A 21,997-nucleotide genomic window follows, 5' to 3' on the forward strand; every position below is an offset into this window, starting at 1 on the left:
TGCGGAGGCCCCGGTCCGTTCCCGTCAGGCGGACGGGGAGGAGGACGCCGCGTCGCCGAGGCTCGCGTGGGACGGCTGAGGCGGAAGGGCCGGGTGCGCGGCCCGGCGCGGTTCGGTCACCGTCGCGCGCCACAGGTGGTGGCAGGCGGTCAAAGTCGCCGCGACGAGGAGGCCGTTGCGGACCAGGAGGAGGGCGACGCCCAGGGCATCGCTGGCCACCACGTGCGAGAACCAGACCGGGAACTCCAGGAACGTCACCAGCGTCGCGGCGAGCACGAGCCACACCGGCAGCACCATCCGGCTGTCACGGAACAGCAGGCACACCGCCGCGAGCGCGACCAGCCACAGCATGTACTGCGGGCTGATCACCCGGCTCGTCGTCGTGAAGAGGAGCACCGCCGTCAGCGCCGCGTCGGCGAGCGTGGCCGGCTGCCAGAGCCGCGCCCGCAGCCGCCACAGGACCAGCCAGCCGAACGCGGCCCCGGTCAGCCCCTGCGCGAGGGCGCTCACCACCTCCACGTACGGGCCGAGGAACTCGACCGAGCCGTAGTTCAGCTGCACCGTCCCCGACCAGCCGAACTGCCGCGCCACATGGAAGACGAGCGAGCCGAGCGACTCGACCTCCGTGCCCCGGTCCCGCTGGAACGTCAGGAACGCGAACGCGCCCGGCATGGCGACGGCGAACGCCAGCGCCAGCCCGCCCGCCGTCAGCGCCGCCGCGCCCCACGCCTCCCGGGTCGCCCGGCCGCGCCGGACCCCGAGGAGCAGCAGCGCGGGCCACACCTTGAGCATCGCCCCGACCGCCGCCACCACCCCCGCCGCCTTCGGGTGCCGGGCCGCCGCGAGCAGCGCCGCGACCGCGACGGCGGCGACCATCACGTCATAGCGCGCGTACACCGTCTGCCCGAGCAGCGGCAGGCCCGCCACCCACACCCACACGCCCCGCCGCGCCATGCCGCGCCGCTCGGCGACGTGGAGCAGCATCAGGAAGACGACCGCGTCCGCGAGGAACGCCAGGAGGAAGAACGCCGAGGGGTAGGAGAGGAACGGCAGCAGCGCGGGGGAGAGGATCGCGACCGCGGCGGCCGGCGGGTACTGCCAGGTGACGTCGTCCAGCGGAAACGTTCCCGTGCGCAGGACGTCGTACCAGCCCTGGTAGATGACGGACACGTCGCTCGTCACGTCCGGACCCGGCACGACGACGACCTTGAAGACGCACAGCAGCAACAGCGTCCTGGTCAGAGCCCAGGTGACGAGGGCCGCTGCGGGATTTCGCGTCTTCATTCGAACCATCATGCCGGGAGGAACCGTGCGGTGGCCATGGACCGAGGCGGCGTGGCGTGCGCGCGCGGGCGGTTGGGTACTGTCGGCGGCGATGCACCCGAACAAGACGCTCGTCGTCACCAATGACTTCCCGCCCCGGCCCGGCGGCATCCAGGCGTTCCTGCACAACATGGCGCTGCGCCTCGACCCCGACCGGCTCGTCGTCTACGCGTCCACGTGGAAGCGGGGCCGGGAGGGGGCCGAGGCGACCGCCGCGTTCGACGCGGAGCAGCCCTTCACCGTCGTACGCGACCGTACGACGATGCTGCTGCCCACGCCGCGCGTGACCCGGCGCGCGGTCGGCCTCCTGAAGGAGCACGGCTGTACGTCGGTGTGGTTCGGGGCGGCCGCGCCGCTCGGCCTCATGGCGCCCGCCCTGCGCAAGGCGGGGGCGCGGCGGATCGTCGCCACGACGCACGGGCACGAGGCGGGCTGGGCTCAACTGCCCGCTTCCCGCGGATTGTTGCGGCGGATCGGTGAGTCCACGGACACGATCACCTATCTCGGGGAGTACACGCGCTCCCGGATCGCGGCGGCGCTGACGCCCGCGGCGGCCGCCCGGATGGTGCAACTGCCGCCCGGCGTCGACGAGAAGACGTTCCACCCGGGGTCCGGCGGGGACGCGGTGCGGGCGCGGCTCGGGCTCACCGAGCGGCCCGTCGTCGTCTGCGTGTCGCGGCTCGTCCCGCGCAAGGGGCAGGACACGCTGATCCTCGCGATGCCGCGCATCCTGGCCGCCGTGCCGGACGCGGTGCTGCTCGTCGTGGGCGGGGGGCCGTACGAGAAGGAGCTGCGGCGCCTTGCGGAGTCGACCGGGGTCGCGGACTCCGTGCGCTTCACCGGGGCGGTGCCCTGGAGCGAACTGCCCGCGCACTACGGGGCCGGTGACGTGTTCGCCATGCCGTGCCGGACGCGGCGCGGGGGGCTCGACGTCGAGGGGCTCGGCATCGTGTACCTGGAGGCGTCCGCGACGGGGCTTCCCGTGGTCGCCGGTGATTCCGGCGGGGCGCCTGACGCGGTGCTCGACGGGGAGACGGGGTGGGTCGTTCGCGGGGGCGTTCCCGAGGAGGCCGCGGATCGGGTGGTGGCGTTGCTGGCCGACCCGGAGTTGCGCGGGCGCATGGGGGCGCGGGGGCGGGAGTGGGTCGAGGAGCGGTGGCGGTGGGATCTGCTGGCGGAGAGGTTGCGGGGGCTGCTGTAGCCCTCTGGGCGCTGCGTTCGTCGTGGCTGGTCGCGCCGTTCCCCGCGCCCCTGGAGCGTGCGGCTTCGCCGCGGCCCCAGGGGCGCTGAGACGGCGCACGCGGTGCGCCTCTCAGGGGCGCGGGGAACTGCGCGAGCGACCACGACGAGAGCGGTGGCCGCTCGACGGGCGGATTCGCCTACGGCGCGTGGGCGGCGACCCGGTCACCCCCGGTAGATCGCCTCGATCTCGTCCGCGTAGTCCTTTGCCACAACGTTTCGCTTCAGCTTCAGGGACGGCGTCAGATGCCCGGACTCCTCCGTGAACTGCGTCCCCAGGATGCGGAACTTACGGACGGACTCCGCCTTGGAGACCGCCGCGTTGCCGTCGTCGACGGCCGTCTGGACCGCGGCCAGCAGATCCGCGTCGTGCTGGAGCGAGGCGACGGAGGAGGCCGCCGGTTTGCCGTGGTCCGTGGCCCACTTGCCGAGGAACTCCTCGTCGATGGTGACGAGCGCGCCGACGAACGGCCGCCCGTCCCCGACGACCATGCACTCCGCGACCAGCGCGTGCGCCCGGATCCGGTCCTCGATCACGGCCGGGGCGACGTTCTTGCCGCCCGCCGTGACGATCAGCTCCTTCTTGCGCCCGGTGATCCGGAGGTACCCGTCCTCGTCGAGCGTGCCGATGTCCCCGGTGTGGAACCAGCCGTCGGCGAGGGCCTCGTCCGTCGCGCCCTCGTTGTTCCAGTAGCCGGTGAAGAGGTGCTCGCCGTGGAGGAGGACCTCGCCGTCGTCGGCGATGCGGATGACGGACCCCGGCAGCGGCTGCCCGACCGTGCCGATCTTCTGCCGGTCCCACGGGTTGAAGGCGGTCGCGGCGCAGGACTCGGTGAGCCCGTACCCCTCCAGGACGGTGAAGCCGATGCCGCGGAAGAAGTGGCCGAGCCGCTCGCCCAGCGGCGCGCCGCCCGAGATGGCGTACTCGCCGCGCCCGCCGAGGACGGCGCGCAGCTTGCTGTAGACCAGCTTGTCGAACGTCTTGTACTTGAGCTTCAGCGCGAACGACGGGCCCTTCGGGGTGTCGAGCGCCCGGCTGTACTCGATGGCCGTGTCCGCGGCCTTGTCGAAGATCTTGCCCTTGCCGTCGGCCTGCGCCTTGGCCCGCGCCGAGTTGTAGACCTTCTCGAACACCCGCGGCACACCGAGGATCAGGGTCGGCCTGAACGCGGCCAGCTCGTCCGTGAGGTTCTTGATGTCCGGCGCGTGCCCCAGCTTGATCGGCGCCATGAGCGACGCCACCTCGACGAGCCGCCCGAAGACGTGTGCGACCGGGAGGAAGAGGAGCACCGAGCACTCGCCGGTACGGAACAGCGGCTTCAGGCGCTCCACGACATTGCCGCACTCGGCGAAGAAGCTGCGGTGGGTGAGCACGCAGCCCTTGGGGCGGCCGGTGGTGCCCGAGGTGTAGACGATCGTCGCCGGGTCGTCCGCCTTGGCGGTCCTGCTGCGCTCGTCGACCGTCGCGTCGGGCACGTCGGCCCCGTCGCGGCGCAGCTCGTCGACGCCGCCGCCCTCGATCTGCCAGACGTGCAGCAGCTCCGGCAGGCGCCCGCGCACGGAGTCGACGGACGCGGCGTGCGCCGGGGACTCGACGATGATCGCGACGGCGCCCGAGTCGCCGAGGATCCACTGGATCTGCTCGGCGGAGCTGGTCTCGTACACGGGGACGGTGATCGCGCCCGCGCTCCAGATCGCGAAGTCGAGCAGCGTCCACTCGTAGCGCGTACGGGACATGAGGGCGACCCGGTCGCCGGCCTGGACGCCCGCGGCGATCAGGCCCTTCGCGGCGGCCCGCACATCGGCGAGGAACTCGACGGCGGTGACGTCCTGCCAGGCGCCGCCGACCTTGCGGCCGATGACGGCGACGTCCGGATGCTGCGCGGCGTTTCTGCGGACGATATCGGTCAGATTGCCGTCCGCAGGGACCTCGTACAAAGCCGGAAGGCTGAACTCGCGCAAGACTGCTGCTCCTCATAAGGCGCCGGCGCCACGACTCTGTGCGATGCGTCGGTGCGGTCCAAGATCGGGCAGGTGCTCAGGGCTTCACCCGAGGACGCCGACAGACTGATCGGTCGGTCTGACGACTCGTTGATTGAACTGAGCACGACTGGACTGCCCGGACGTTACCCACCGGTACTGCTTTTTCGGTAGGGGGTCCGAGCCAGATGTTCGCTGCGTCACACGTCACGGCGGTGCTCAGCGCAGAGTAGTCCACGTGTCCGACGACTCGGAAGTAACCGCAGGTCCGGGCCCTGTGGTCAGCGCGGCTACCCACTTTCGAGTGGCCACCTGATCGTCCTAGGGTGATCACATGCGCGTACATGTGGTCAGCGATGTGCACGGAAACTCCACCGACCTCGCACGGGCGGGAGACGGCGCCGACGCCGTCGTCTGCCTCGGTGACCTGGTCCTCTTCCTCGACTACGCCGATCACTCGCGCGGCATTTTTCCTGACTTGTTCGGTGAGGAGAACGCGGACCGGATCGTGGAGCTGCGCACCGCCCGTCGCTTCGAGGAGGCCCGCGCCCTCGGGGCCGAGCTGTGGGCGGGCATCGACCGGCGCCCCGCCATCGAAAAAGCGGTCCGCAAGCAGTACACGGAGATGTTCGCCGCGTTCCCCACCCCGACGTACGCCACCTACGGCAATGTCGACATGCCGCAGCTGTGGAGTGAGTACGCCGGCCCCGGCACGACCGTGCTCGACGGGGAGCGGGTGGAGATCGGCGGCTGGGTCTTCGGCTTCGTCGGCGGCGGCCTGCGCACCCCCATGCGCACCCCGTACGAGATCTCCGACGAGGAGTACGCCGCCAAGATCGAGGCCGTCGGCGAGGTCGACGTGCTCTGCACCCACATCCCGCCGGAGGTCCCGGAACTGGTCTACGACACCGTCGCGCGGCGCTTCGAGCGCGGCAGCCGGGCGGTCCTGGAGGCCATCCGCCGCACCCGGCCCCGCTACTCCCTGTTCGGCCACGTCCACCAGCCGCTCGCCCGGCGCATGAGGATCGGCGCGACGGAGTGCGTCAATGTCGGCCACTTCGCGCGGACCGGGCGGCCGTGGGCCCTGGAGTGGTGACGGCGGGGCCTTCCCCGCGCGATAACCTGCACTGCACGTACGCGAGACTCACCTACGCGGGACCCGTGCCCGGGCGACACCGTCCGCACGGCACCCCGCACGACGCACCCCGCACGACCCAGCCCGCACGCCGGACCGCATCTGGAGGAGCCACCGCGATGGCTGAACACACCAGCTCGAGCATCACGATCGAGGCGGCGCCGGCCGATGTCATGGGGGTCATCGCCGACTTCGCCCGCTATCCGGACTGGACCGGCGAGGTGAAGGAGTCCGAGGTCCTCGCGACGGACGAGGCCGGCCGCGCCGAGCAGGTCCGTCTCGTCATGGACGCGGGCGCGATCAAGGACGACCAGACCCTGAAGTACACCTGGGCCGGTGCGAACGAGGTGTCCTGGACGCTCGTGAAGTCCCAGATGCTGCGTTCGCTCGACGGCTCGTACGTCCTGAAGCCCGTCGGTACCGGGACCGAGGTCACGTACTCCCTCACCGTCGACGTGAAGATCCCCATGCTCGGGATGATCAAGCGCAAGGCGGAGAAGGTCATCATCGACCGGGCGCTCGCCGGGCTGAAGAAGCGGGTGGAGTCGGGCGGGCCCGCGTAGTTCCGCAGGGCCCCGCCGGCGCCCGGGTGCGCGGTTCCTCGCGCCCCTGAGGGGTCCTGGCCTGCGGGTAGCCTCATGTCCCATGCGTACCCTCCTTGTCATCGGGCCCGGCGGTTCCGGGTGCAGTACCGTCGCCGCCGCCACCGCTCTCAAGGCCGCCCGGGACGGGCTGCGCACGCATCTCATCAGCGCCGACGCCGTGGAACTGCCCGGGGTCGACGTCGCCCGGCTCGTCCCCGGCGAACGGTTCCGGGACGATCTCCTCGCGCTCCAGGAGCGGGCCGGATCCGCGCTCGACCTGCTCGGGGCCGCCAAGCTCGACGCCGATGAGCTGACCCCGCTGCCGGGAAGCACCGAACTCGCCCTGCTGCGCGCCCTGCGCGACAGCGCCGAGGGCGGCCACGACCTGGTCGTCGTCGATCTGCCGCCCGCCGCCCAGGCCGTCGCCGCGCTCGCCCTGCCCGAACAACTGCGCCGCTACCTGCGCCGCCTCCTGCCCGCCGAGCGCCAGGCGGCCCGCGCCCTGCGCCCCGTCCTCGGGCGGCTCGCCGGGGTGCCGATGCCGACCGAGGGGCTCTACGAGGCCGCCGCCCGCTGGGACGCGGAACTCGCCGCCGCGCAAGCCGTGATCGACGCCGACTCCACCCTCGTACGCCTGGTCGCCGAACCCACCCCGGCCGCCGCCGAGATCCTGCGCGCCGCCGGCACCGGGCTCGCCCTGCTCGGGCTGCGCACCGAGGCGCTGATCGCCAACCGGGTGCTGCCCGACGGGTCCGGCGACCCGTGGCTGGCCGACGCCGCCGCCCGGCAGCGCAAGATCGTCGGCCAGTGGGCGGGCGCGTACGAGCAGTGGGCGGGCGCGTACGAGATACCTCACCTCGGCCGCGACCCGCACCGGGACGACCTCGACGCCCTCGGCGTACCGGCGCCGGGCGCCCCCGGACCCCGTAGCCCCTGGCCCGTGGAGGACCGCATCGCCGGTGACGGGGTGCTCGTGTGGCGGATCCCGCTGCCCGGCGCCGTGCGTGAGGAGCTGACGCTGATCCGGCGCGGGGACGAGATCGTCGTCGGGGCGGGGGCGTTCCGCCGTATCGTTCCGCTGCCCTCGGCGCTGCGCCGCTGCACCGTCGCCGGGGCCGGGCTCGTCGACGGTGAGCTGCGCGTGCGGTTCGCGCCCGACCCGGATCTGTGGCCGCGCGACCGGTGAACGGCGCGCACCCGTTCGGGTACCGTCGATGGGGTCAGCGTTTCCCTCTCGTCTTCGCTTGCCGCAGGAGTCAGCCGTCATGAGCGACGCCACCGAGCAGTCCGCACCCCGGGTCGACGCCGACGCCTGGGAGCAGGCCTGCGCCGAGGATCTCGCGGCGGAGAAGGCCCGCCGCAAGGCCGAGTACGGGGCGCCTCCCGGCTCGGCCGCCGAAGAGCTGCGCAAGCTCGTCGACGCGGTCACCGACAAGCTGTCCGGGATACAGGCCCCGTTCCTGGGCGCCGTCGCGCAGGGCACCGCGGAGCAGGTCGCCCGGCAGTTCGTCCGCCAGGCCCGTTCCGTCGTCGAGCCCGTCATCGAGCGCAACTCCGACGTCTTCGACCATCTCGCCGCCGCGGGCTCCGAACTGCTCGCCGCGTACCGCTCCGCCGTGGAGACACAGGAGCGCCGCTGGACGCAGGGGGCGCAGGGCCCGCAGGGGGCACCGAAGCCGCCGGGTTCACCTGGTGCGCAGAGCCCTGGTGGGCCCACGGACGAAGGCCCCGGCGGAGAACACATCGACCTCGACTGAAGTCCGCTCAGGTACGGTGGGCCCTAGCGGGGCTCGACCGAACTGAGGGATTCATGGGACTCACCATCGGCGTCGATATCGGCGGCACGAAGATCGCGGCCGGCGTGGTCGACGAGGAGGGCAGCATCCTCTCCACGTTCAAGGTGCCGACGCCTTCCACGCCTGACGGGATCGTGGACGCGATCGCCTCGGCCGTGGAAGGTGCCAGGGCCGGGCACGAGATCGTGGGCGTGGGCATCGGCGCCGCCGGCTACGTCAACCGCCAGCGCTCCACCGTGTACTTCGCGCCGAACATCGACTGGCGCCAGGAACCGCTGAAGCAGAAGGTCGAGGAGCGCGTCGGCCTGCCCGTCGTCGTGGAGAACGACGCGAACGCGGCGGCGTGGGGCGAATACAAGTTCGGGGCCGGCAAGGGCCACCGCAATGTCATCTGCATCACCCTCGGCACCGGCCTCGGCGGCGGCATCATCATCGGCAACAAGCTGCGCCGCGGCCACTTCGGCGTCGCCGCCGAGTTCGGCCACATCCGCATGGTGCCGGACGGCCTGCTGTGCGGCTGCGGCTCGCAGGGCTGCTGGGAGCAGTACGCCTCGGGCCGCGCCCTGGTCCGCTACGCGAAGCAGCGGGCGAACGCGACGCCGGAGAACGCGGAGTATCTGCTCTCGCTCGGCGACGGCAGCCCCGAGGGCATCGAGGGCAAGCACATCTCCATGGCCGCCCGCCAGGGCGATCTGGTCGCCGTGGACTCCTACCGCGAGCTGGCCCGCTGGGCCGGCGCGGGCCTCGCCGACCTCGCCTCGCTCTTCGACCCCTCCGCGTTCATCGTCGGCGGCGGACTGTCGGACGAGGGCGAGCTGGTCCTCGACCCGATCCGCAAGTCCTACAAGCGCTGGCTCGTCGGCGGCAACTGGCGCCCGGTGGCCGATGTCATCGCCGCCCAGCTCGGCAACAAGGCGGGCATGGTCGGCGCGGCCGACCTGGCGCGGGAGCCCGACCCCGTCATGTGACACCCCGCACGGCCGTTTTCGTGCCCGTCGTTCCCCCCGGGGGCGGCGGGCACGGGCGTATCTTGATCTTCATGGACTCCGGCACGCTCCCCAACTCCCGGACCGAGGCCGACGGTTCGGCCGTCATCCGCGTCCTCAGCTACAACATCCGCTCGATGCGCGACAGCCCCGTCGCGCTCGCCCGCGTCATGAAGCGCTGCGCCCCCGACCTGGTCCTCATCCAGGAGGCGCCGCGCTTCTTCCGCTGGCGCAAGCAGCTCGCCCGGCTCGCCCGCGCCTCCGACCTGGTGTATCTCTCCGGCGGTGGCAGCGCGGCGGGACCGGCCCTGCTGTGCTCGCTGCGGGCCACCGTGGAGCGCACGGAGGACGTGCTGCTTCCGCTCACCCCCGGGCTGCACCGGCGCGGCTTCGCCACCGCCGTCGTCCGCTTCGGGGGTGTCCGGCTCGGCGTCATCAGCTGCCATCTGAGCCTGGCGAAGGAGGAGCGGTACGCGCAGGGCGGGTTGCTGCTCGACCGCGTCGAGGCGCTGCGGGAGGCGGGCGTCGAGCACGTCGTGGCCGGCGGTGACCTCAACGAACGCCCCGACGGGCGCACCTTCCGGCGTCTCGCCGCCGCCCTGAACGACGCCTGGGCCACCCGGCCCTGGGGGCGCGAGTACACCTCGACCCCGGCCGACCCCCATCAGCGCATCGACGCGATCCTCGCCACCAAGGGCATCGAGATCCTGGGCTGCGGGGTTCCGGCGGAGCTGCCCGAGGACGAGCTGAGGGCGGCCACGGACCATCTGCCGGTCCTGGCCGCCCTCAAGATCCCCGCCGCTGTCTGACGCGAGGGCGCGGCTCGCGTCAGACCACCGCTCCGCGGCCCGGGTCGTCGTCCTCGTCGTCGTCCGACTGCATCCGCGCGACCAGCGTGGCGAAGCCGCCCAGGAAGCCGCCGATGCAAAGCGTCGCCAGCCACCACGTCATCGACCAGCCGAGCAGCACCGAGACGAGCAGCAGCACGGGGCCGCCGACCACGGCCAGCCAGGCGAACCGGGCCGTCACGTCCGCCTCGGGGAGCGGCGGCGGCTCCGGCGGTACGAAGTGGCCCTCGTCGCCCGCGTCGAAGTCGTCGTCGGACGGCTCCGCCGGGGTGTGGTCGCGGGGGCCCGGCATGGCGCCGCCGACGCCCGGGGCGAAGGACACCGAGGAGCCGAGCGGTCCCTTGCCGTCCCTGTCGTCCTTGCCGTCCTTGGCGTCCTTCGCGTCCTTCGCGTCCTTGGTGTCCTTCTTCGGGTGCTCGTCCGGCCCGGCCGGCCCGTCCGCCGTGTCCCGGCCCACCGGCGGTGTCGTGTTGGTGTCCGTCTCCAGGAGCGCCAGGTCCTCCACCGACTTGAACGGCTTCGCGCCCGGCGGGTCCGGCGGCTCCTCCCCGTACCCCGCGACGATCTGCGCCCACACCGCGTCCTCGTCGAGCGGGAGCGCGCCCTGCTCCTCCTCGTCCCGCCCGGACTGCCCGGCCCCGGCCGCCTCCGGCTCCTGCTGCTTGCCGCCGTCCGGGCTGTCGGGGCTGTCCGGACTCCCCGGCTCCCGCCGCTCCTGTTCAGCCACTGCTGGCCGTCCCTTCCGCGCCCTCGCCGGGCTCGCTCACGCCCTCGCTGGGGATCTTGCCGACACTGGGGGCGAGCCGGGCGATGAAGGCATGGCTCTCCTCGAAGATCCGGTCCGCGTCATGGTCCAACGTCGCGACGTGGTAGCTCTGTTCCAGCACGATCTCCGTGACGTCCCTCGAGGAGACGCGGCTCAGCACGCGCGCGGAGTCGGCGGGGCGCACCACATGGTCCACGGCGCTGTGCAGCAGCAGCAACGGCTGGGTCACCTGGGGCAGTTCACGGTCCACCACCTGGAAGAAACGGCGCAGCTGGTGCGCGGAGTGCAGCGGCACCCGGCTGTAGCCCAGCTCGTGCGAGCCCTCCTTGGCGATGTCGTCGACGATGCCCTTGATCGACGGGACGAGGTGCCGGACCACCGGGAGGGCGTACGGGGCGAGCCCGTGCAGCTTGTTCCCCGGGTTGACCAGGACCAGGCCCGCCACCTGGTCGCCGTGGCGGGCGGCGAGGCGCAGGGCGAGCGCGCCGCCCATCGACAGGCCCGCGACGAACACCTGCGAACAGCGCTCCGTGAGATCGCGCAGGGCGCGGTCCACCTCCGCGTACCAGTCCTGCCAGCCGGTGACCGCCATGTCCTCCCAGCGCGTGCCGTGGCCCGGCAGCAGCGGGAGCGAGACGGTCAGACCCCGCTCGGCCAGGTAGGCGGCCCAGGGGCGCAGGGACTGGGGTGATCCGGTGAAGCCGTGACAGAGGAGGACGCCGACCTCGCCGCCGTCATGGCGGTACGGCTCGGCTCCGGGAAGGACCGGCACCTTCGGTCTCCAGTTCGTGAAGAGCGCGGACAGCTGGAAGAGGGGGTTGACAGCCGGCCCAGGTGGGTGGACGGCCGGCAGAGGTGGGAGGACGCGTGGAAGAGGGCGGGAGCAGGACAAGAGGAAGAGGGCGGGAGCAGGACAAGAGGAAGAGGGCGGGAGAAGGACTGAGCGTGCTCCTCACCGTACGCGACCGGACTGACACCGACCAGGGTCGTCGGGCCCCCGGGCGGCCCCGCGGGTTAAGGTCTGAATCTCGGACGAGGGAAGGCAGTGGGTTGATCTACGGCGCAATGAAGGTGGCCATCGGGGGGCCGCTGAAGCTCGGTTTCCGGCCGTGGGTGGAGGGCATGGAGAACATCCCCGCCGAGGGGGCCGCCATTCTTGCCAGCAACCACCTCTCGTTCTCCGACTCGTTCTTCCTGCCCGCGATGCTCGACCGCAAGGTCACCTTCATCGCCAAGGCCGAGTACTTCACCACGCCCGGCGTGAAGGGCAAGCTGACGGCCGCCTTCTTCAAGGGCGTCGGCCAGCTGCCCGTGGACCGCTCGGGGTCGCGCGGCGCCGGTGAGGCCGCCATCAAGAGCGGCATCGAGGTCCTGGAGCGCGGCGAGCTGTTCGGCATCTACCCCGAGGGCACGCGCTCGCCCGACGGCCGCCTCTACCGGGGCAAGCCGGGCGGCCTCGCGCGCGTGGCGCTGGCCACCGGTGCGCCGGTGATCCCCGTCGCCATGATCGACACGGAGAAGATCCAGCCGCCCGGCAAGGTGATGCCGAAGTTCATGCGCCCCGGCATCCGCATCGGCAAGCCCCTCGACTTCACCCGCTACCAGGGCATGGAGGGCGACCGGTTCGTGCTGCGGGCGGTGACCGACGAGGTCATGTACGAAATCATGAAGCTTTCCGGCCAGGAGTACGTCGACATGTACGCGACGGCCGCGAAGCGGCAGATCGCGGACGCGGCGAAGGCCGAGAAGGAAGCCCAGAAGGAAGCGCACAAGGATGCGCAGAAGGAGCGGGGCGGCGCCTAGCGCAGCCCGCTCCGAGCGGTCAGCGGTGCACGGGGGGTAGGAAACATGGGGAGCACGGTCAGGCGCGAGCGGGTCGTACGGATGTCGGTCGAACAGCCGCTGTGGCGCGCCCTGCTCGGGTACCGCGTCCTCACCATGCTGTACGCGATCGGCCTCTTCGCCAGCGCGTACGAGGTGTACGAGCGGCCCTGGGTGGCCATCGGCTACCTCGCCGTCATGGCCGTGTGGACCCTGGCGACGCTGCCGCAGGTGTCCGGCGCGGGGCGGTGCACCAAGCGCTTCCTCGCCGCGGACCTGACGATCGCCGCCGCCGGCATCCTGCTCTCCCCGGTCGCGGGCCACGAGCGGGCGGTGACGGGCGGCACGACCCTGCCGTCGATATGGACGGCGGGCGCGGTCCTCGCCTGGGCGCTCAAGGGCGGCTGGCGCTGGGCGGCCTCGGCGTCCCTGCTCATCGGTGTCGCCAACGTGGTGCAGCGCGGCGTCCTGAGCCGCAGCACCCTGCACAACGTGCTGCTCGTCTGCATCGCGTCCATCGCCATCGGCTACGTCGTCGAGGTGGCCCGCGCCTCCGAGCGCACCCTCGCCCGCGCCCTGGAGATAGAGGCGGCGACGCGGGAGCGGGAGCGCCTCGCCCGCGACATCCACGACAGCGTCCTCCAGGTCCTCGCCATGGTGCAGCGGCGCGGCAACGCCCTGGGCGGTGAGGCCGCCGAGATCGGGCGCATGGCGGGCGAGCAGGAGGTCGCTCTGCGCACCCTGGTCGCCGGCGGCCTGACCCCGGCCTCCCGCGCCTCCGAGGACGCGGCGCAAGGAGCCGTCGTCCGTACGGTGTACGAGCCGGACCGGGCCGGGGACGCCGAGGACGACGACGCCGGGGCGCCGCGCGACCTGCGGCCCCTGCTCGCCGTGCACGCGGGCGCCCGCGTCACCTTCTCCGAGCCGGGCGCCCCGGTCCCGATGCGGCCCGCCGCCGCCCGCGAACTGGCCGCCGCCGTCAGTGCCGCCCTGGACAATGTCCGCCGGCACGCGGGCGCGGACGCGCACGCGTGGATCCTCGTCGAGGACGACCCGGACGCGGTGATCGTGACCGTACGGGACGACGGGCCCGGCATCCCGGAGGGCCGGCTCGCCCAGGCCGAGGGCGAGGGGCGGCTCGGTGTCGCCCTGTCGATCCGCGGCAGGCTGCGCGACATCGGCGGCACCGCCGAGCTGATCTCGGTACCGGGCCAGGGCACGGAGGTCGAGCTGACCGTGCCGAAGACGAGGACGAAGACGAAGACGAAGCCGAAGACGAATTGACGAGCTCGAACAGCACAGACGTGAACGACACGGGGGAAGGCGGGACGGGAACGATGAACGAGCAGCAGACCGGCAGCGGTGACGGTGACGGCGGGCGGGCCGCGATCAAGGTGATGGTCGTCGACGACCATCCGATGTGGCGCGACGCCGTCGCCCGCGACCTCACCGCCGCCGGGTTCGGTGTCGTCGCCACGGCGGGCGACGGCGAGCAGGCGGTGCGCCGCGCGCGGGCCGTCCGCCCCGACGTCCTCGTCCTCGACCTCAATCTGCCGGCCAAGCCCGGCGTCCAGGTCTGCAAGGAGCTGGTCGGCGCCGACCCCGCGCTGCGGGTCCTGGTCCTCTCCGCGAGCGGAGAGCACGCCGACGTCCTGGAGGCGGTCAAGTCCGGCGCCACCGGCTATCTGCTGAAGTCCGCCTCCACCGACGAGCTGATCGACGCCGTGCGCCGCACCGCCGTCGGCGACCCGGTCTTCACGCCGGGCCTCGCCGGTCTCGTCCTCGGCGAGTACCGGCGCCTCGCCTCCGAGCCCGCCCCGGCGCCCGACGCCGACGAGCCGAAGGCGCCCGAGCTGACCGACCGGGAGACCGAGGTGCTGCGCCTCGTCGCCAAGGGCCTCAGTTACAAGCAGATCGCCGAGCGCCTGGTCATCTCGCACCGCACCGTGCAGAACCACGTGCAGAACACCCTCGGCAAACTCCAGCTGCACAACCGGGTGGAACTCGTCCGCTACGCCATCGAACGGGGTCTGGACGACGAGTGACCCGGCGCGGGACAGTTGCTCCAACTGCTCACCGTGACAAGGGAGTTACGTGATGAGGGTCGGAGTACTGACCGGCGGCGGCGACTGCCCCGGGCTCAACGCCGTCATCCGGGGCATCGTCCGCAAGGGCGTGCAGGAGTACGGCTACGACTTCGTCGGCTTCCGGGACGGCTGGCGCGGCCCCCTCGAGAACGCGACCGTGCGGCTCGACATCCCGGCGGTCCGCGGCATCCTGCCGCGCGGCGGCACCATCCTCGGCTCCTCGCGCACCAACCCCCTCCAGGCGGAGGACGGCATCCGCCGCGTCCAGGAGAACCTCGCCGCGCAGGGCGTCGACGCGCTCATCGTGATCGGCGGCGAGGACACCCTCGGCGTCGCCGCGCGGCTCACCGAGGAGTACGGCATCAAGGCCGTCGGCGTACCGAAGACGATCGACAACGACCTCTCCGCCACCGACTACACCTTCGGCTTCAACACCGCCGTCGGCATCGCGACCGAGGCCATCGACCGGCTCCACACCACCGCCGAGTCCCACATGCGCGTCCTTGTCGTCGAGGTCATGGGCCGCCATGCGGGCTGGATCGCCCTGCACTCCGGGCTCGCGGGCGGCGCCAACGTCATCCTCATCCCCGAGCAGCGCTTCGACGTCGACCAGGTCTGCGCCTGGGTGACCTCACGGTTCACGTCGTCGTACGCGCCCATCGTCGTCGTCGCGGAAGGCGCCATGCCGCGCGACGGGGACGCGGTCCTGAAGGACGAGTCCCTCGACTCCTTCGGGCACGTGCGCCTGTCCGGCGTGGGGGAGTGGCTCGCGAAGCAGATCGAGAAACGCACGGGGAAGGAGGCGCGGACCACGGTGCTCGGGCACGTGCAACGCGGGGGGACTCCGTCCGCGTTCGACCGGTGGCTGGCCACGCGGTTCGGGCTTCATGCGATCGACGCTGTGCGGGACGGGGACTTCGGGAAGATGGTCGCGTTGCAGGGGACGGATATCGTGCGGGTGCCTATCGCCGAAGCTACGGCGCGTTTGAAGACCGTGGATCCCGCTCTGTACGAAGAGGTGGGCGTCTTCTTCGGCTGAGGTCGCGGGGCTCTGCCCCGGACCCCGCTGCTCAATCGCCGGACGGGCTTAAGCGGGGGGCTTGAGCGAGATCGCCGGAGGGGCTCAAGCGGGGGGCTTGAGCGCGATCGCCGGAGGGGCTTGATCGGCTTAGACTCGCGCCATGGAGATCCTCGCATTCGGCGTGCAGTCCGACGAGAAGCCTCTCATCGAGCGGGCGTTCCAGGGCCACCACGACGTCCGCTGCCTCGATGTCTTCCTCAACGAGGACACCGCGCCCATCGCCGCCGGCTACGAGGTCATCTGCACCAGCGTCAACGCGACCCTGAACCACCGCGTGCTCCAGACCCTCGCCGCCGGCGGCACGCAGATGATCGCCCAGCGCTCCACCGGCTTCAACAACATCGACCTGGAGGTCGCCGAGCGGCTCGGCCTCACCGTCGCGCGGGTCTCGTACTACTCGCCGTACTCGGTGGCCGAGTTCGCCTGGACCCTCGCGATGGCCGTCAACCGGCGCATCGTCCGCGCCAGCAACCGCACCCGTGACTTCGACTTCCGCCTCGACGGGCTGCTCGGCCGCGACATGCGCGGCCGCACCGTCGGCGTCCTCGGCACCGGCAAGATCGGCGCCGCCTTCACCCGGATCGCGCACGGCTTCGGCATGAACCTGCTCGGCTGGGACGTCGCCGAGAACCCGGACTGCGTAGAGCTGGGCATGAAGTACGTCGACCGGGACCAGCTCTTCGCCGAGGCCGACCTGATCAGCCTGCACGTCCCGCTGCTCCCCGCCACCGAGCACATCGTCGACGCCGCCGCCCTGCGCGCCATGAAGGACGACGCGATCCTGATCAACTCCAGCCGCGGCGGCCTCATCGACACCAAGGCCCTCGTCGCCGAACTGCGCGAGGGCCGCTTCGCCGGTGTCGGCCTCGACGTGTACGAAGCCGAGGCGGGCCTGTTCTTCCTCGACAAGTCCCTGGAGATCGTCGACGACGACACCCTGGCCCGCCTCGTCACCTTCCCGAACGTGCTGGTCACCTCGCACCAGGCGTACTACACGGCGGACGCCGTCGGGCAGATCGTCGAGACCACCGTCAGCAACGTCCTGGACTACCTCGCCGGGCGCCGCTCCGAGAACGTGCTCGTCCCGGCCGGGGCGCCGTCCGCGCCGTCCGCCACCAGCTGAGCCACCAGCTGAGCCATCAGCTCCCGGACGATCCCGGCGCCGCGCAGCGACAGCACCGACTCCGGGTGGAACTGCACCCCGGCGAAGCCCGGACCCCGTACGGCGTGCACCTCGCCCGTCGCCCCGTCCCGGCTGACCTCCACGTCGTGCGCGGCCAGTTCGAGCGCCGCGTCGTCGTCGCAGCGCGCCGCGAAGCTGTTGTAGAAGCCGACCGTCTCGGCCCGGCCGAAGAAGTCGATGTCCGTCTGCGCGCCCTGGTACGGCACGTCCTTGCGGACGATCTCCAGACCCAGCTCGGCCGCGATCAGCTCGTGCCCGAGGCAGACGCCGAGCACGCCGTGCCGGTGCCCGGCGATCACGTCCGCCGTCAGCGCGCGCAGGAACCGCATCTTCGGGTCCGTGAGGTCGCAGGGGTTGCCCGGTCCCGGGCCGAGCACGAGCGGGCCCTCGTGCGCCAGGACCGCTTCGCGCAGCCCCTCCTCGTCGTAGCGCCGCACCGTCACGTCGAGCCCCGACGAGCGCAGCACGTGCGCCAGCATCGCCGTGAACGTGTCCTCGCCGTCCACCACAAGCGCGTGCCCGCTCAGCTCCCCGCCGTGCCGGTCGGGGTCCTGCATCCGCAGCCAGAACGGGGCGAGGGCCGCCCGGCGCCCGTCGAGCGCCGCCCGTACGCGCGGATCGTCGGCGAGCGCGGGCCGCGCGCCCTCCTCGCGCGGGCGCCCGGGCCGTACACCGAGCGCGGCAAGGACTCCGGCCGCCTTCGCGTGCGTCTCCGCGACCTCGCCCGCCGGGTCCGAACCCCGTACGAGCGTCGCGCCCACCGGCACCCGGAGGCGGCCGTCCGCGCCGATGTCCGCCGTCCTGATCAAAATGGGGGAGTCGAGGGTCTGCGCGCCGCCCGCGTCCCGGCCGATCAGGGCGAGCGCGCCCGCGTAGTAGCCGCGTCCGCCCACCTCGTGCCGCTCGATCACCCGGCAGGCGTTCTGCACCGGCGACCCCGTCACCGTCGCCGCGAACATCGTCTCCTTCAGCACCTCCCGCACGTCCAGGCTCGACCTGCCCCGCAGCTCGTACTCCGTATGCGCCAGATGCGCCATCTCCTTCAGCCGCGGGCCGACGACGACACCGCCCATGTCGCCGACGGTGCACATCATCTTCAGCTCCTCGTCGACCACCATCGACAGCTCCTCGATCTCCTTGCCGTCGGCGAGGAAGCCGAGCAGGTCGTCGGGGGTGGGGCCGGTCGCCGGATAGCGGTACGTGCCGCTGATCGGGTTCATCACGACCGTGCCGCCCGACATGCGGACGTGCACCTCCGGGCTCGCGCCGATCAGCGTCCTGTCCTGCGTGTGGACGACGAACGTCCAGTATGCGCCCCGCTCGCCGTCGAGCAGGCGCCGGAAGAGCGCGAGGGCGTCGGCCCTGGAGAACCCCTCGATCTCCCCCTCGTACGTCCGCCGGATCACGAAGTTCGCGCCCTCGCCGCGGCCGATCTCCTCGTCCAGGACACGCCCGACGATCTCCGCGTACGCGGCGTCGTCCACGTCGAACGCGCCGTCCCGGACGGTCACGTCGTGGCGGGGGAGTGCGGCAAGGGCTTCTTCCAGGGAAATCTCCCGTGTTTCCTCCGGCGTCAGCACCGTGAGCGGGGTGCCGTCGTCCCGTACGTCGAAGCCGCGCTCCCTGATCTGCCGGAACGGGACCAGGGCCAGGCCCTCCGGGATGTCCGCGAGCCGGTCGTACTCCTGGACCCGGCCGATCAGCACCTCGACCGTGTCGTGGTCATGGCCGGGCGCCCGCCTGCGGAGCAGGGCGAACGGGCGCGTGTCGTCGATGAGGTCGTGCAGTACGGACATGGGGCTGTTCCTTCCTGAGAGAGGAACAGCCGCGCCGTGTCACAAACGACTGAAGGCCGCCCCTCGGGCGGCCTTCGCGGTTCGGAAACGCGCAGTCAGTGGGCCGCCGGATGTGCGGTCCACCACCAGGTGCGGGTCAGAAACTGCGCGAACATGGGCGCAACCGTACCCGAACCCCGGCTCATGTGGGGCGCCCGACTCTCACCTGTCTCAAAAGATGAGCGGGGGCCTGGACGCCCATCATGACCCCGTAATGTTGTCGAGGTGACCGTGAACGCTAAGACCAGCGCGAGCGCTGGCAACACCTGGCGAAACCTGCCCGCGGCGCAGCAGCCCGAGTACCCGGATGCCGAGGCTCTGCGCGATGTGATCGCGGACCTCGAGTCGTATCCGCCGCTCGTCTTCGCGGGCGAGTGCGACCAGCTGCGCGCCCGACTGGCGGCCGTCGCCAAGGGAGAGGCGTTCCTGCTCCAGGGCGGCGACTGCGCCGAGGCCTTCGACGCCGTCTCGGCCGATCACATCCGTAACAAGCTCAAGACCCTTCTCCAGATGGGCGCCGTGCTCACGTACGCCGCCTCGGTGCCGGTCGTGAAGGTCGGCCGCATCGCCGGCCAGTACTCCAAGCCGCGCTCCAAGCCGACCGAGACCCGCGACGGACTCACCCTGCCGACCTACCGCGGCGACTCCGTCAACGGCTTCGAGTTCACCGAGGCCGCCCGCGTCCCCGACCCCGAGCGCCTGAAGCGGATGTACCACGCGTCCGCCTCCACGCTGAACCTCGTGCGCGCCTTCACCACCGGCGGCTACGCCGACCTGCGCCAGGTCCACGCCTGGAACCAGGACTTCGTGAAGTCGTCCCCGTCGGGCCAGCGCTACGAGCAGCTCGCCCGCGAGATCGACAACGCGCTGAACTTCATGCGCGCCTGCGGCACCGACCCGGCCGAGTTCCAGACCGTCGAGTTCTACGCCTCCCACGAGGCGCTGCTCCTCGACTACGAGGCCGCCCTCACCCGCGTCGACTCGCGCACCGGCAACCTGTACGACGTCTCGGGCCACATGGTCTGGATCGGCGAGCGCACCCGGCAGCTCGACGGCGCCCACATCGAGTTCGCCTCCAAGATCCGCAACCCCATCGGGATCAAGCTCGGTCCGACGACCACGGCCGAGGAGGCGCTCCAGTACATCGAGCGCCTCGACCCCGACCGCGAGCCCGGCCGGCTGACCTTCATCGTCCGCATGGGCGCCGACAAGGTCCGCGACAAGCTGCCCGAGCTGGTCGAGAAGGTCACCGCCTCGGGCGCGACCGTCGCCTGGATCACCGACCCGATGCACGGCAACACGTACGAGGCGGCCTCTGGGCACAAGACCCGGCGCTTCGACGACGTGCTCGACGAGGTCAAGGGCTTCTTCGAGGTCCACAAGGCCCTCGGCACGCACCCGGGCGGCATCCACGTCGAACTCACCGGTGACGACGTCACCGAGTGCGTCGGCGGCGGCGACGAGATCTTCGTCGACGATTTGCACCAGCGATACGAGACGGCCTGCGACCCCCGGCTGAACCGCAGCCAGTCGCTCGACCTCGCCTTCCTCGTCGCCGAGATGTACCGCGACCAGTGAGCGCCTCTGCCGCCTCCTGTTGAGGTGAGCTTGCCTACAAGCGCCGTGGGGCGCGGATCACAGCGATCCGCGCCCCACGGCGCTTTTGCACTTCCGGTCCGGCGGGTAAGGTTAGGTTTGCCTCACTGATCAGTCGGGGCGGCACTGCCTATGAGTCCCGACCGGGAGGTGAGCCCGCGTGTACGTCTGCAACTGCTTCGGAGTGACCGAGGACCAGGTCAAGCAGCACGCCGCGGGCGGTGCCTGCACCCCGCGGCAGATCGCCTCCGCCTGCAAGGCCGGGACCGACTGCGGGTCGTGCGTGCGGCGGATCCAGGCGTTGCTCGGGCGTGGGGCGTGTGCGCCGCGGCGGGCTCTCGACTCCGTCGGGTCCGTCGAGTCCGTCGAGTCCGTTGGATCCGTTGGATCCGTTGAACCCGTTGGATCCGTCGAAGCTCATGACGGGGCCATGGCTGCCTAGCTCTAGCTGTCCGGCTGCTCGATCTGCTGCGCCAGGTACAGCGCCTCGCCCAGCTTCTCGATCAGCTCCAGCTGCGTGTCCAGGTAGTCGATGTGGTGCTCCTCGTCCTCCAGGATGTCCTCGAAGATCCGGGCCGACGTCACATCGCCCTTGGCGCGCATCACGTCGATTCCGCGACGCAGGCGGTCGATCGCCTCCACCTCCACCTGGCGGTCCGCCTGGAACATCTCCGTGACCGTCTGGCCGACCCTCACGTGGAACAGCCGCTGGTAGTTCGGCAGGGCGTCGAGGAAGAGGATTCGTTCCGTCAGCCTGTCCGCGTGCTTCATCTCGTCGATGGACTCGGCACGGGTGTACTTCGCGAGCTTGGTCCAGCCGTTGTTGTCCTGGATCCGGTAGTGGAGCCAGTATTGGTTGATGGCTGTCAGCTCACCCGTGAGCTGCTCGTTGAGGAATTCGATGACCTCGGGGTCGCCCTGCATCGCAGAGGCTCCTTCCACGTGGTGGACTGGGCAAGTAGCGCGCATCCTCGCACCGGTCCCGGAAAGCGTCCAGTAAGTGCATGCTTAGTGCGAGTTGCCCCGAATTAATGATCCACTACGGCCCGTCGGCGGCCGCGTGGTCATGGCCACCGTCCGGCTTCTGTCAGGATGGAGGCATGGGTCAGCCGGTGGGTCGCGAGTCTGGAGGAGCAGTGCAGCCGGAGCTTCCTCCGGGGCAGCGTCTGCAGCGCGGCTGGCCGGTCACGCACTACGGGCCGGTGCCCAAGTTCCGGCCCGAGCGGTGGGAGTTCCGGGTCTTCGGCGCCACCGCGGACGGCGACAAGCACTGCTGGAACCACGAGGAGTTCTCCGCCCTCCCGTACGCCACCGTCGTCGGTGATCTGCACTGCGTCACCAAATTCAGCATGCTCGGCGCCGAGTGGGGCGGCGTGCGTGCCTCCACCGTCCTCGAACTCGCGCCGCCCGATCCCTCCGTCACGCACGTCATGGTCTGGGCCGAGTACGGGTTCAGCTCCAACATGCGGCTCGCCGACTTCGCCGAGGAACGCACGATCTTCGCCACGCACAAAGGCGGGGAGTTGCTCACCGCGGAGCACGGGTTTCCGCTGCGGCTCGTCGTGCCACACCTGTACGCCTGGAAAGGGCCCAAGTGGGTTCGGGGCGTCGAGTACATGACCGCCGACCGGCGAGGGTTCTGGGAAGAGCGCGGGTACCACAACGTCGGGGATCCCTGGCGCGAACAGCGGTACTCCTACCAGGAGGTTCCCGGGGAGGGGCCCGAGCTGTAGGCGC

The 21,997-nt window shown here is 71.4% G+C and carries 22 protein-coding genes; 15 read left to right on the forward strand and 7 right to left on the reverse strand.

Going from position 1 to position 21,997, the window contains the following annotated elements; genetic code table 11:
* Window positions 1-24 precede the first annotated feature (24 nt).
* The gene (locus tag C1N81_RS32295) at window positions 25-1,284 is read right to left on the reverse strand and encodes a glycosyltransferase 87 family protein (protein ID WP_394434839.1); all 1,260 of its coding nucleotides are present in this window, start codon (window positions 1,282-1,284) and stop codon (window positions 25-27) included.
* A gap of 91 nt (window positions 1,285-1,375) precedes the next feature.
* Here C1N81_RS32295 and C1N81_RS32300 point away from each other — a divergent pair, with 91 nt between their 5' ends.
* Window positions 1,376-2,524, forward strand: coding sequence for a glycosyltransferase family 4 protein (locus tag C1N81_RS32300; RefSeq protein WP_394434840.1), 1,149 nt, complete (start codon window positions 1,376-1,378; stop codon window positions 2,522-2,524).
* A 203-nt stretch (window positions 2,525-2,727) separates the two neighbouring features.
* Here the strand turns inward: C1N81_RS32300 and C1N81_RS32305 are convergent, their stop codons facing one another.
* On the reverse strand, window positions 2,728-4,524 hold the full coding sequence (locus tag C1N81_RS32305) for an AMP-dependent synthetase/ligase (protein WP_394434841.1): 1,797 nt from the start codon (window positions 4,522-4,524) through the stop codon (window positions 2,728-2,730).
* A gap of 352 nt (window positions 4,525-4,876) precedes the next feature.
* Here C1N81_RS32305 and C1N81_RS32310 point away from each other — a divergent pair, with 352 nt between their 5' ends.
* The 6 genes from C1N81_RS32310 (at window position 4,877) to C1N81_RS32335 (ending at window position 9,852) form a co-directional block, all read left to right on the forward strand.
* The gene (locus C1N81_RS32310; RefSeq protein ID WP_394434842.1) at window positions 4,877-5,638 is read left to right on the forward strand and encodes a metallophosphoesterase family protein; all 762 of its coding nucleotides are present in this window, start codon (window positions 4,877-4,879) and stop codon (window positions 5,636-5,638) included.
* Window positions 5,639-5,796: 158 nt separating this feature from the next.
* Entirely contained in the window at window positions 5,797-6,240 is a 444-nt protein-coding gene (locus tag C1N81_RS32315; RefSeq protein ID WP_394434843.1) for an SRPBCC family protein, read from the forward strand.
* Window positions 6,241-6,322: 82 nt separating this feature from the next.
* Window positions 6,323-7,447, forward strand: a complete 1,125-nt coding sequence (locus tag C1N81_RS32320; RefSeq protein ID WP_394434844.1) for an ArsA family ATPase — start codon at window positions 6,323-6,325, stop codon at window positions 7,445-7,447.
* 79 nt (window positions 7,448-7,526) lie between these two features.
* Window positions 7,527-8,018, forward strand: a complete 492-nt coding sequence (locus tag C1N81_RS32325; RefSeq protein ID WP_394434845.1) for a DUF5304 domain-containing protein — start codon at window positions 7,527-7,529, stop codon at window positions 8,016-8,018.
* Between the two features lie 53 nt (window positions 8,019-8,071).
* Window positions 8,072-9,025, forward strand: a complete 954-nt coding sequence (locus C1N81_RS32330; RefSeq protein ID WP_394434846.1) for an ROK family glucokinase — start codon at window positions 8,072-8,074, stop codon at window positions 9,023-9,025.
* Between the two features lie 71 nt (window positions 9,026-9,096).
* Window positions 9,097-9,852, forward strand: coding sequence for an endonuclease/exonuclease/phosphatase family protein (locus C1N81_RS32335; protein ID WP_394434847.1), 756 nt, complete (start codon window positions 9,097-9,099; stop codon window positions 9,850-9,852).
* A gap of 19 nt (window positions 9,853-9,871) precedes the next feature.
* Here the strand turns inward: C1N81_RS32335 and C1N81_RS32340 are convergent, their stop codons facing one another.
* The gene (locus tag C1N81_RS32340) at window positions 9,872-10,618 is read right to left on the reverse strand and encodes a hypothetical protein (RefSeq protein WP_394434848.1); all 747 of its coding nucleotides are present in this window, start codon (window positions 10,616-10,618) and stop codon (window positions 9,872-9,874) included.
* Window positions 10,611-11,429, reverse strand: a complete 819-nt coding sequence (locus C1N81_RS32345) for an alpha/beta hydrolase (protein WP_394434849.1) — start codon at window positions 11,427-11,429, stop codon at window positions 10,611-10,613. The genes C1N81_RS32340 and C1N81_RS32345 overlap by 8 nt, the downstream gene beginning before the upstream one ends.
* Before the next feature lie 293 nt (window positions 11,430-11,722).
* Between C1N81_RS32345 and C1N81_RS32350 the strand changes: the two genes are divergently transcribed.
* The 5 genes from C1N81_RS32350 to C1N81_RS32370 all read left to right on the forward strand — a co-directional run bounded on the left by C1N81_RS32350 (window position 11,723) and on the right by C1N81_RS32370 (window position 16,769).
* Window positions 11,723-12,460, forward strand: a complete 738-nt coding sequence (locus tag C1N81_RS32350; protein WP_394438367.1) for a lysophospholipid acyltransferase family protein — start codon at window positions 11,723-11,725, stop codon at window positions 12,458-12,460.
* A 45-nt stretch (window positions 12,461-12,505) separates the two neighbouring features.
* The gene (macS, locus tag C1N81_RS32355; protein ID WP_394434850.1) at window positions 12,506-13,762 is read left to right on the forward strand and encodes a MacS family sensor histidine kinase; all 1,257 of its coding nucleotides are present in this window, start codon (window positions 12,506-12,508) and stop codon (window positions 13,760-13,762) included.
* Window positions 13,763-13,815: 53 nt separating this feature from the next.
* Window positions 13,816-14,523 carry a response regulator gene (locus C1N81_RS32360; RefSeq protein ID WP_394434851.1) on the forward strand — a complete coding sequence of 236 codons (708 nt, stop codon included), beginning with the start codon at window positions 13,816-13,818 and terminating at the stop codon, window positions 14,521-14,523.
* Window positions 14,524-14,575: 52 nt separating this feature from the next.
* The gene (locus C1N81_RS32365) at window positions 14,576-15,604 is read left to right on the forward strand and encodes a 6-phosphofructokinase (RefSeq protein ID WP_394434852.1); all 1,029 of its coding nucleotides are present in this window, start codon (window positions 14,576-14,578) and stop codon (window positions 15,602-15,604) included.
* Between the two features lie 142 nt (window positions 15,605-15,746).
* Window positions 15,747-16,769, forward strand: coding sequence for a 2-hydroxyacid dehydrogenase (locus C1N81_RS32370; protein ID WP_394434853.1), 1,023 nt, complete (start codon window positions 15,747-15,749; stop codon window positions 16,767-16,769).
* Here C1N81_RS32370 and C1N81_RS32375 read toward each other — a convergent pair.
* Together C1N81_RS32375 and C1N81_RS32380 are read right to left on the reverse strand one after the other, a co-directional pair.
* A complete protein-coding gene (locus tag C1N81_RS32375; protein ID WP_394434854.1) occupies window positions 16,694-18,625 on the reverse strand; it encodes an anthranilate synthase family protein in 1,932 nt (643 codons plus the stop codon). The genes C1N81_RS32370 and C1N81_RS32375 overlap by 76 nt on opposite strands.
* Before the next feature lie 95 nt (window positions 18,626-18,720).
* Window positions 18,721-18,810, reverse strand: a complete 90-nt coding sequence (locus tag C1N81_RS32380) for a trp operon leader peptide (RefSeq protein WP_394434855.1) — start codon at window positions 18,808-18,810, stop codon at window positions 18,721-18,723.
* A gap of 79 nt (window positions 18,811-18,889) precedes the next feature.
* Here C1N81_RS32380 and C1N81_RS32385 point away from each other — a divergent pair, with 79 nt between their 5' ends.
* Together C1N81_RS32385 and C1N81_RS32390 are read left to right on the forward strand one after the other, a co-directional pair.
* Window positions 18,890-20,242: a class II 3-deoxy-7-phosphoheptulonate synthase gene (locus tag C1N81_RS32385; RefSeq protein ID WP_394434856.1), complete on the forward strand. Its 1,353-nt coding sequence runs from the start codon at window positions 18,890-18,892 to the stop codon at window positions 20,240-20,242.
* Between the two features lie 178 nt (window positions 20,243-20,420).
* Window positions 20,421-20,702, forward strand: coding sequence for a (2Fe-2S)-binding protein (locus tag C1N81_RS32390; protein ID WP_394434857.1), 282 nt, complete (start codon window positions 20,421-20,423; stop codon window positions 20,700-20,702).
* A gap of 2 nt (window positions 20,703-20,704) precedes the next feature.
* Here C1N81_RS32390 and bfr read toward each other — a convergent pair whose 3' ends face one another.
* Window positions 20,705-21,184, reverse strand: a complete 480-nt coding sequence (gene bfr, locus C1N81_RS32395) for a bacterioferritin (RefSeq protein ID WP_324768392.1) — start codon at window positions 21,182-21,184, stop codon at window positions 20,705-20,707.
* Between the two features lie 176 nt (window positions 21,185-21,360).
* On the opposite strand from bfr, the gene C1N81_RS32400 reads away from it, so the two are divergent.
* Window positions 21,361-21,993 carry a sulfite oxidase-like oxidoreductase gene (locus C1N81_RS32400; protein WP_394434858.1) on the forward strand — a complete coding sequence of 211 codons (633 nt, stop codon included), beginning with the start codon at window positions 21,361-21,363 and terminating at the stop codon, window positions 21,991-21,993.
* The last annotated feature ends 4 nt before the right edge of the window (window positions 21,994-21,997 follow it).

It is taken from the genome of Streptomyces sp. SGAir0957 (genome assembly GCF_043523415.1).

Excerpts from the sequence above, each read along its gene's own strand:
- C1N81_RS32330 (WP_394434846.1), top strand. The coding sequence starts at position 8,072 with ATGGGACTCACCATCGGCGTCGATATCGGCGGCACGAAGATCGCGGCC.
- C1N81_RS32400 (WP_394434858.1), top strand. The coding sequence starts at position 21,361 with ATGGGTCAGCCGGTGGGTCGCGAGTCTGGAGGAGCAGTGCAGCCGGAG.
- C1N81_RS32360 (WP_394434851.1), top strand. The coding sequence starts at position 13,816 with ATGAACGAGCAGCAGACCGGCAGCGGTGACGGTGACGGCGGGCGGGCC.
- macS (WP_394434850.1), top strand. The coding sequence starts at position 12,506 with ATGGGGAGCACGGTCAGGCGCGAGCGGGTCGTACGGATGTCGGTCGAA.
- C1N81_RS32335 (WP_394434847.1), top strand. The coding sequence starts at position 9,097 with ATGGACTCCGGCACGCTCCCCAACTCCCGGACCGAGGCCGACGGTTCG.
- C1N81_RS32300 (WP_394434840.1), top strand. The coding sequence starts at position 1,376 with ATGCACCCGAACAAGACGCTCGTCGTCACCAATGACTTCCCGCCCCGG.
- C1N81_RS32310 (WP_394434842.1), top strand. The coding sequence starts at position 4,877 with ATGCGCGTACATGTGGTCAGCGATGTGCACGGAAACTCCACCGACCTC.
- C1N81_RS32315 (WP_394434843.1), top strand. The coding sequence starts at position 5,797 with ATGGCTGAACACACCAGCTCGAGCATCACGATCGAGGCGGCGCCGGCC.
- C1N81_RS32380 (WP_394434855.1), bottom strand. The coding sequence starts at position 18,810 with ATGAGCCGGGGTTCGGGTACGGTTGCGCCCATGTTCGCGCAGTTTCTG.
- C1N81_RS32370 (WP_394434853.1), top strand. The coding sequence starts at position 15,747 with ATGGAGATCCTCGCATTCGGCGTGCAGTCCGACGAGAAGCCTCTCATC.
- C1N81_RS32350 (WP_394438367.1), top strand. The coding sequence starts at position 11,723 with ATGAAGGTGGCCATCGGGGGGCCGCTGAAGCTCGGTTTCCGGCCGTGG.
- bfr (WP_324768392.1), bottom strand. The coding sequence starts at position 21,184 with ATGCAGGGCGACCCCGAGGTCATCGAATTCCTCAACGAGCAGCTCACG.
- C1N81_RS32325 (WP_394434845.1), top strand. The coding sequence starts at position 7,527 with ATGAGCGACGCCACCGAGCAGTCCGCACCCCGGGTCGACGCCGACGCC.
- C1N81_RS32295 (WP_394434839.1), bottom strand. The coding sequence starts at position 1,284 with ATGAAGACGCGAAATCCCGCAGCGGCCCTCGTCACCTGGGCTCTGACC.
- C1N81_RS32375 (WP_394434854.1), bottom strand. The coding sequence starts at position 18,625 with ATGTCCGTACTGCACGACCTCATCGACGACACGCGCCCGTTCGCCCTG.
- C1N81_RS32320 (WP_394434844.1), top strand. The coding sequence starts at position 6,323 with ATGCGTACCCTCCTTGTCATCGGGCCCGGCGGTTCCGGGTGCAGTACC.
- C1N81_RS32365 (WP_394434852.1), top strand. The coding sequence starts at position 14,576 with ATGAGGGTCGGAGTACTGACCGGCGGCGGCGACTGCCCCGGGCTCAAC.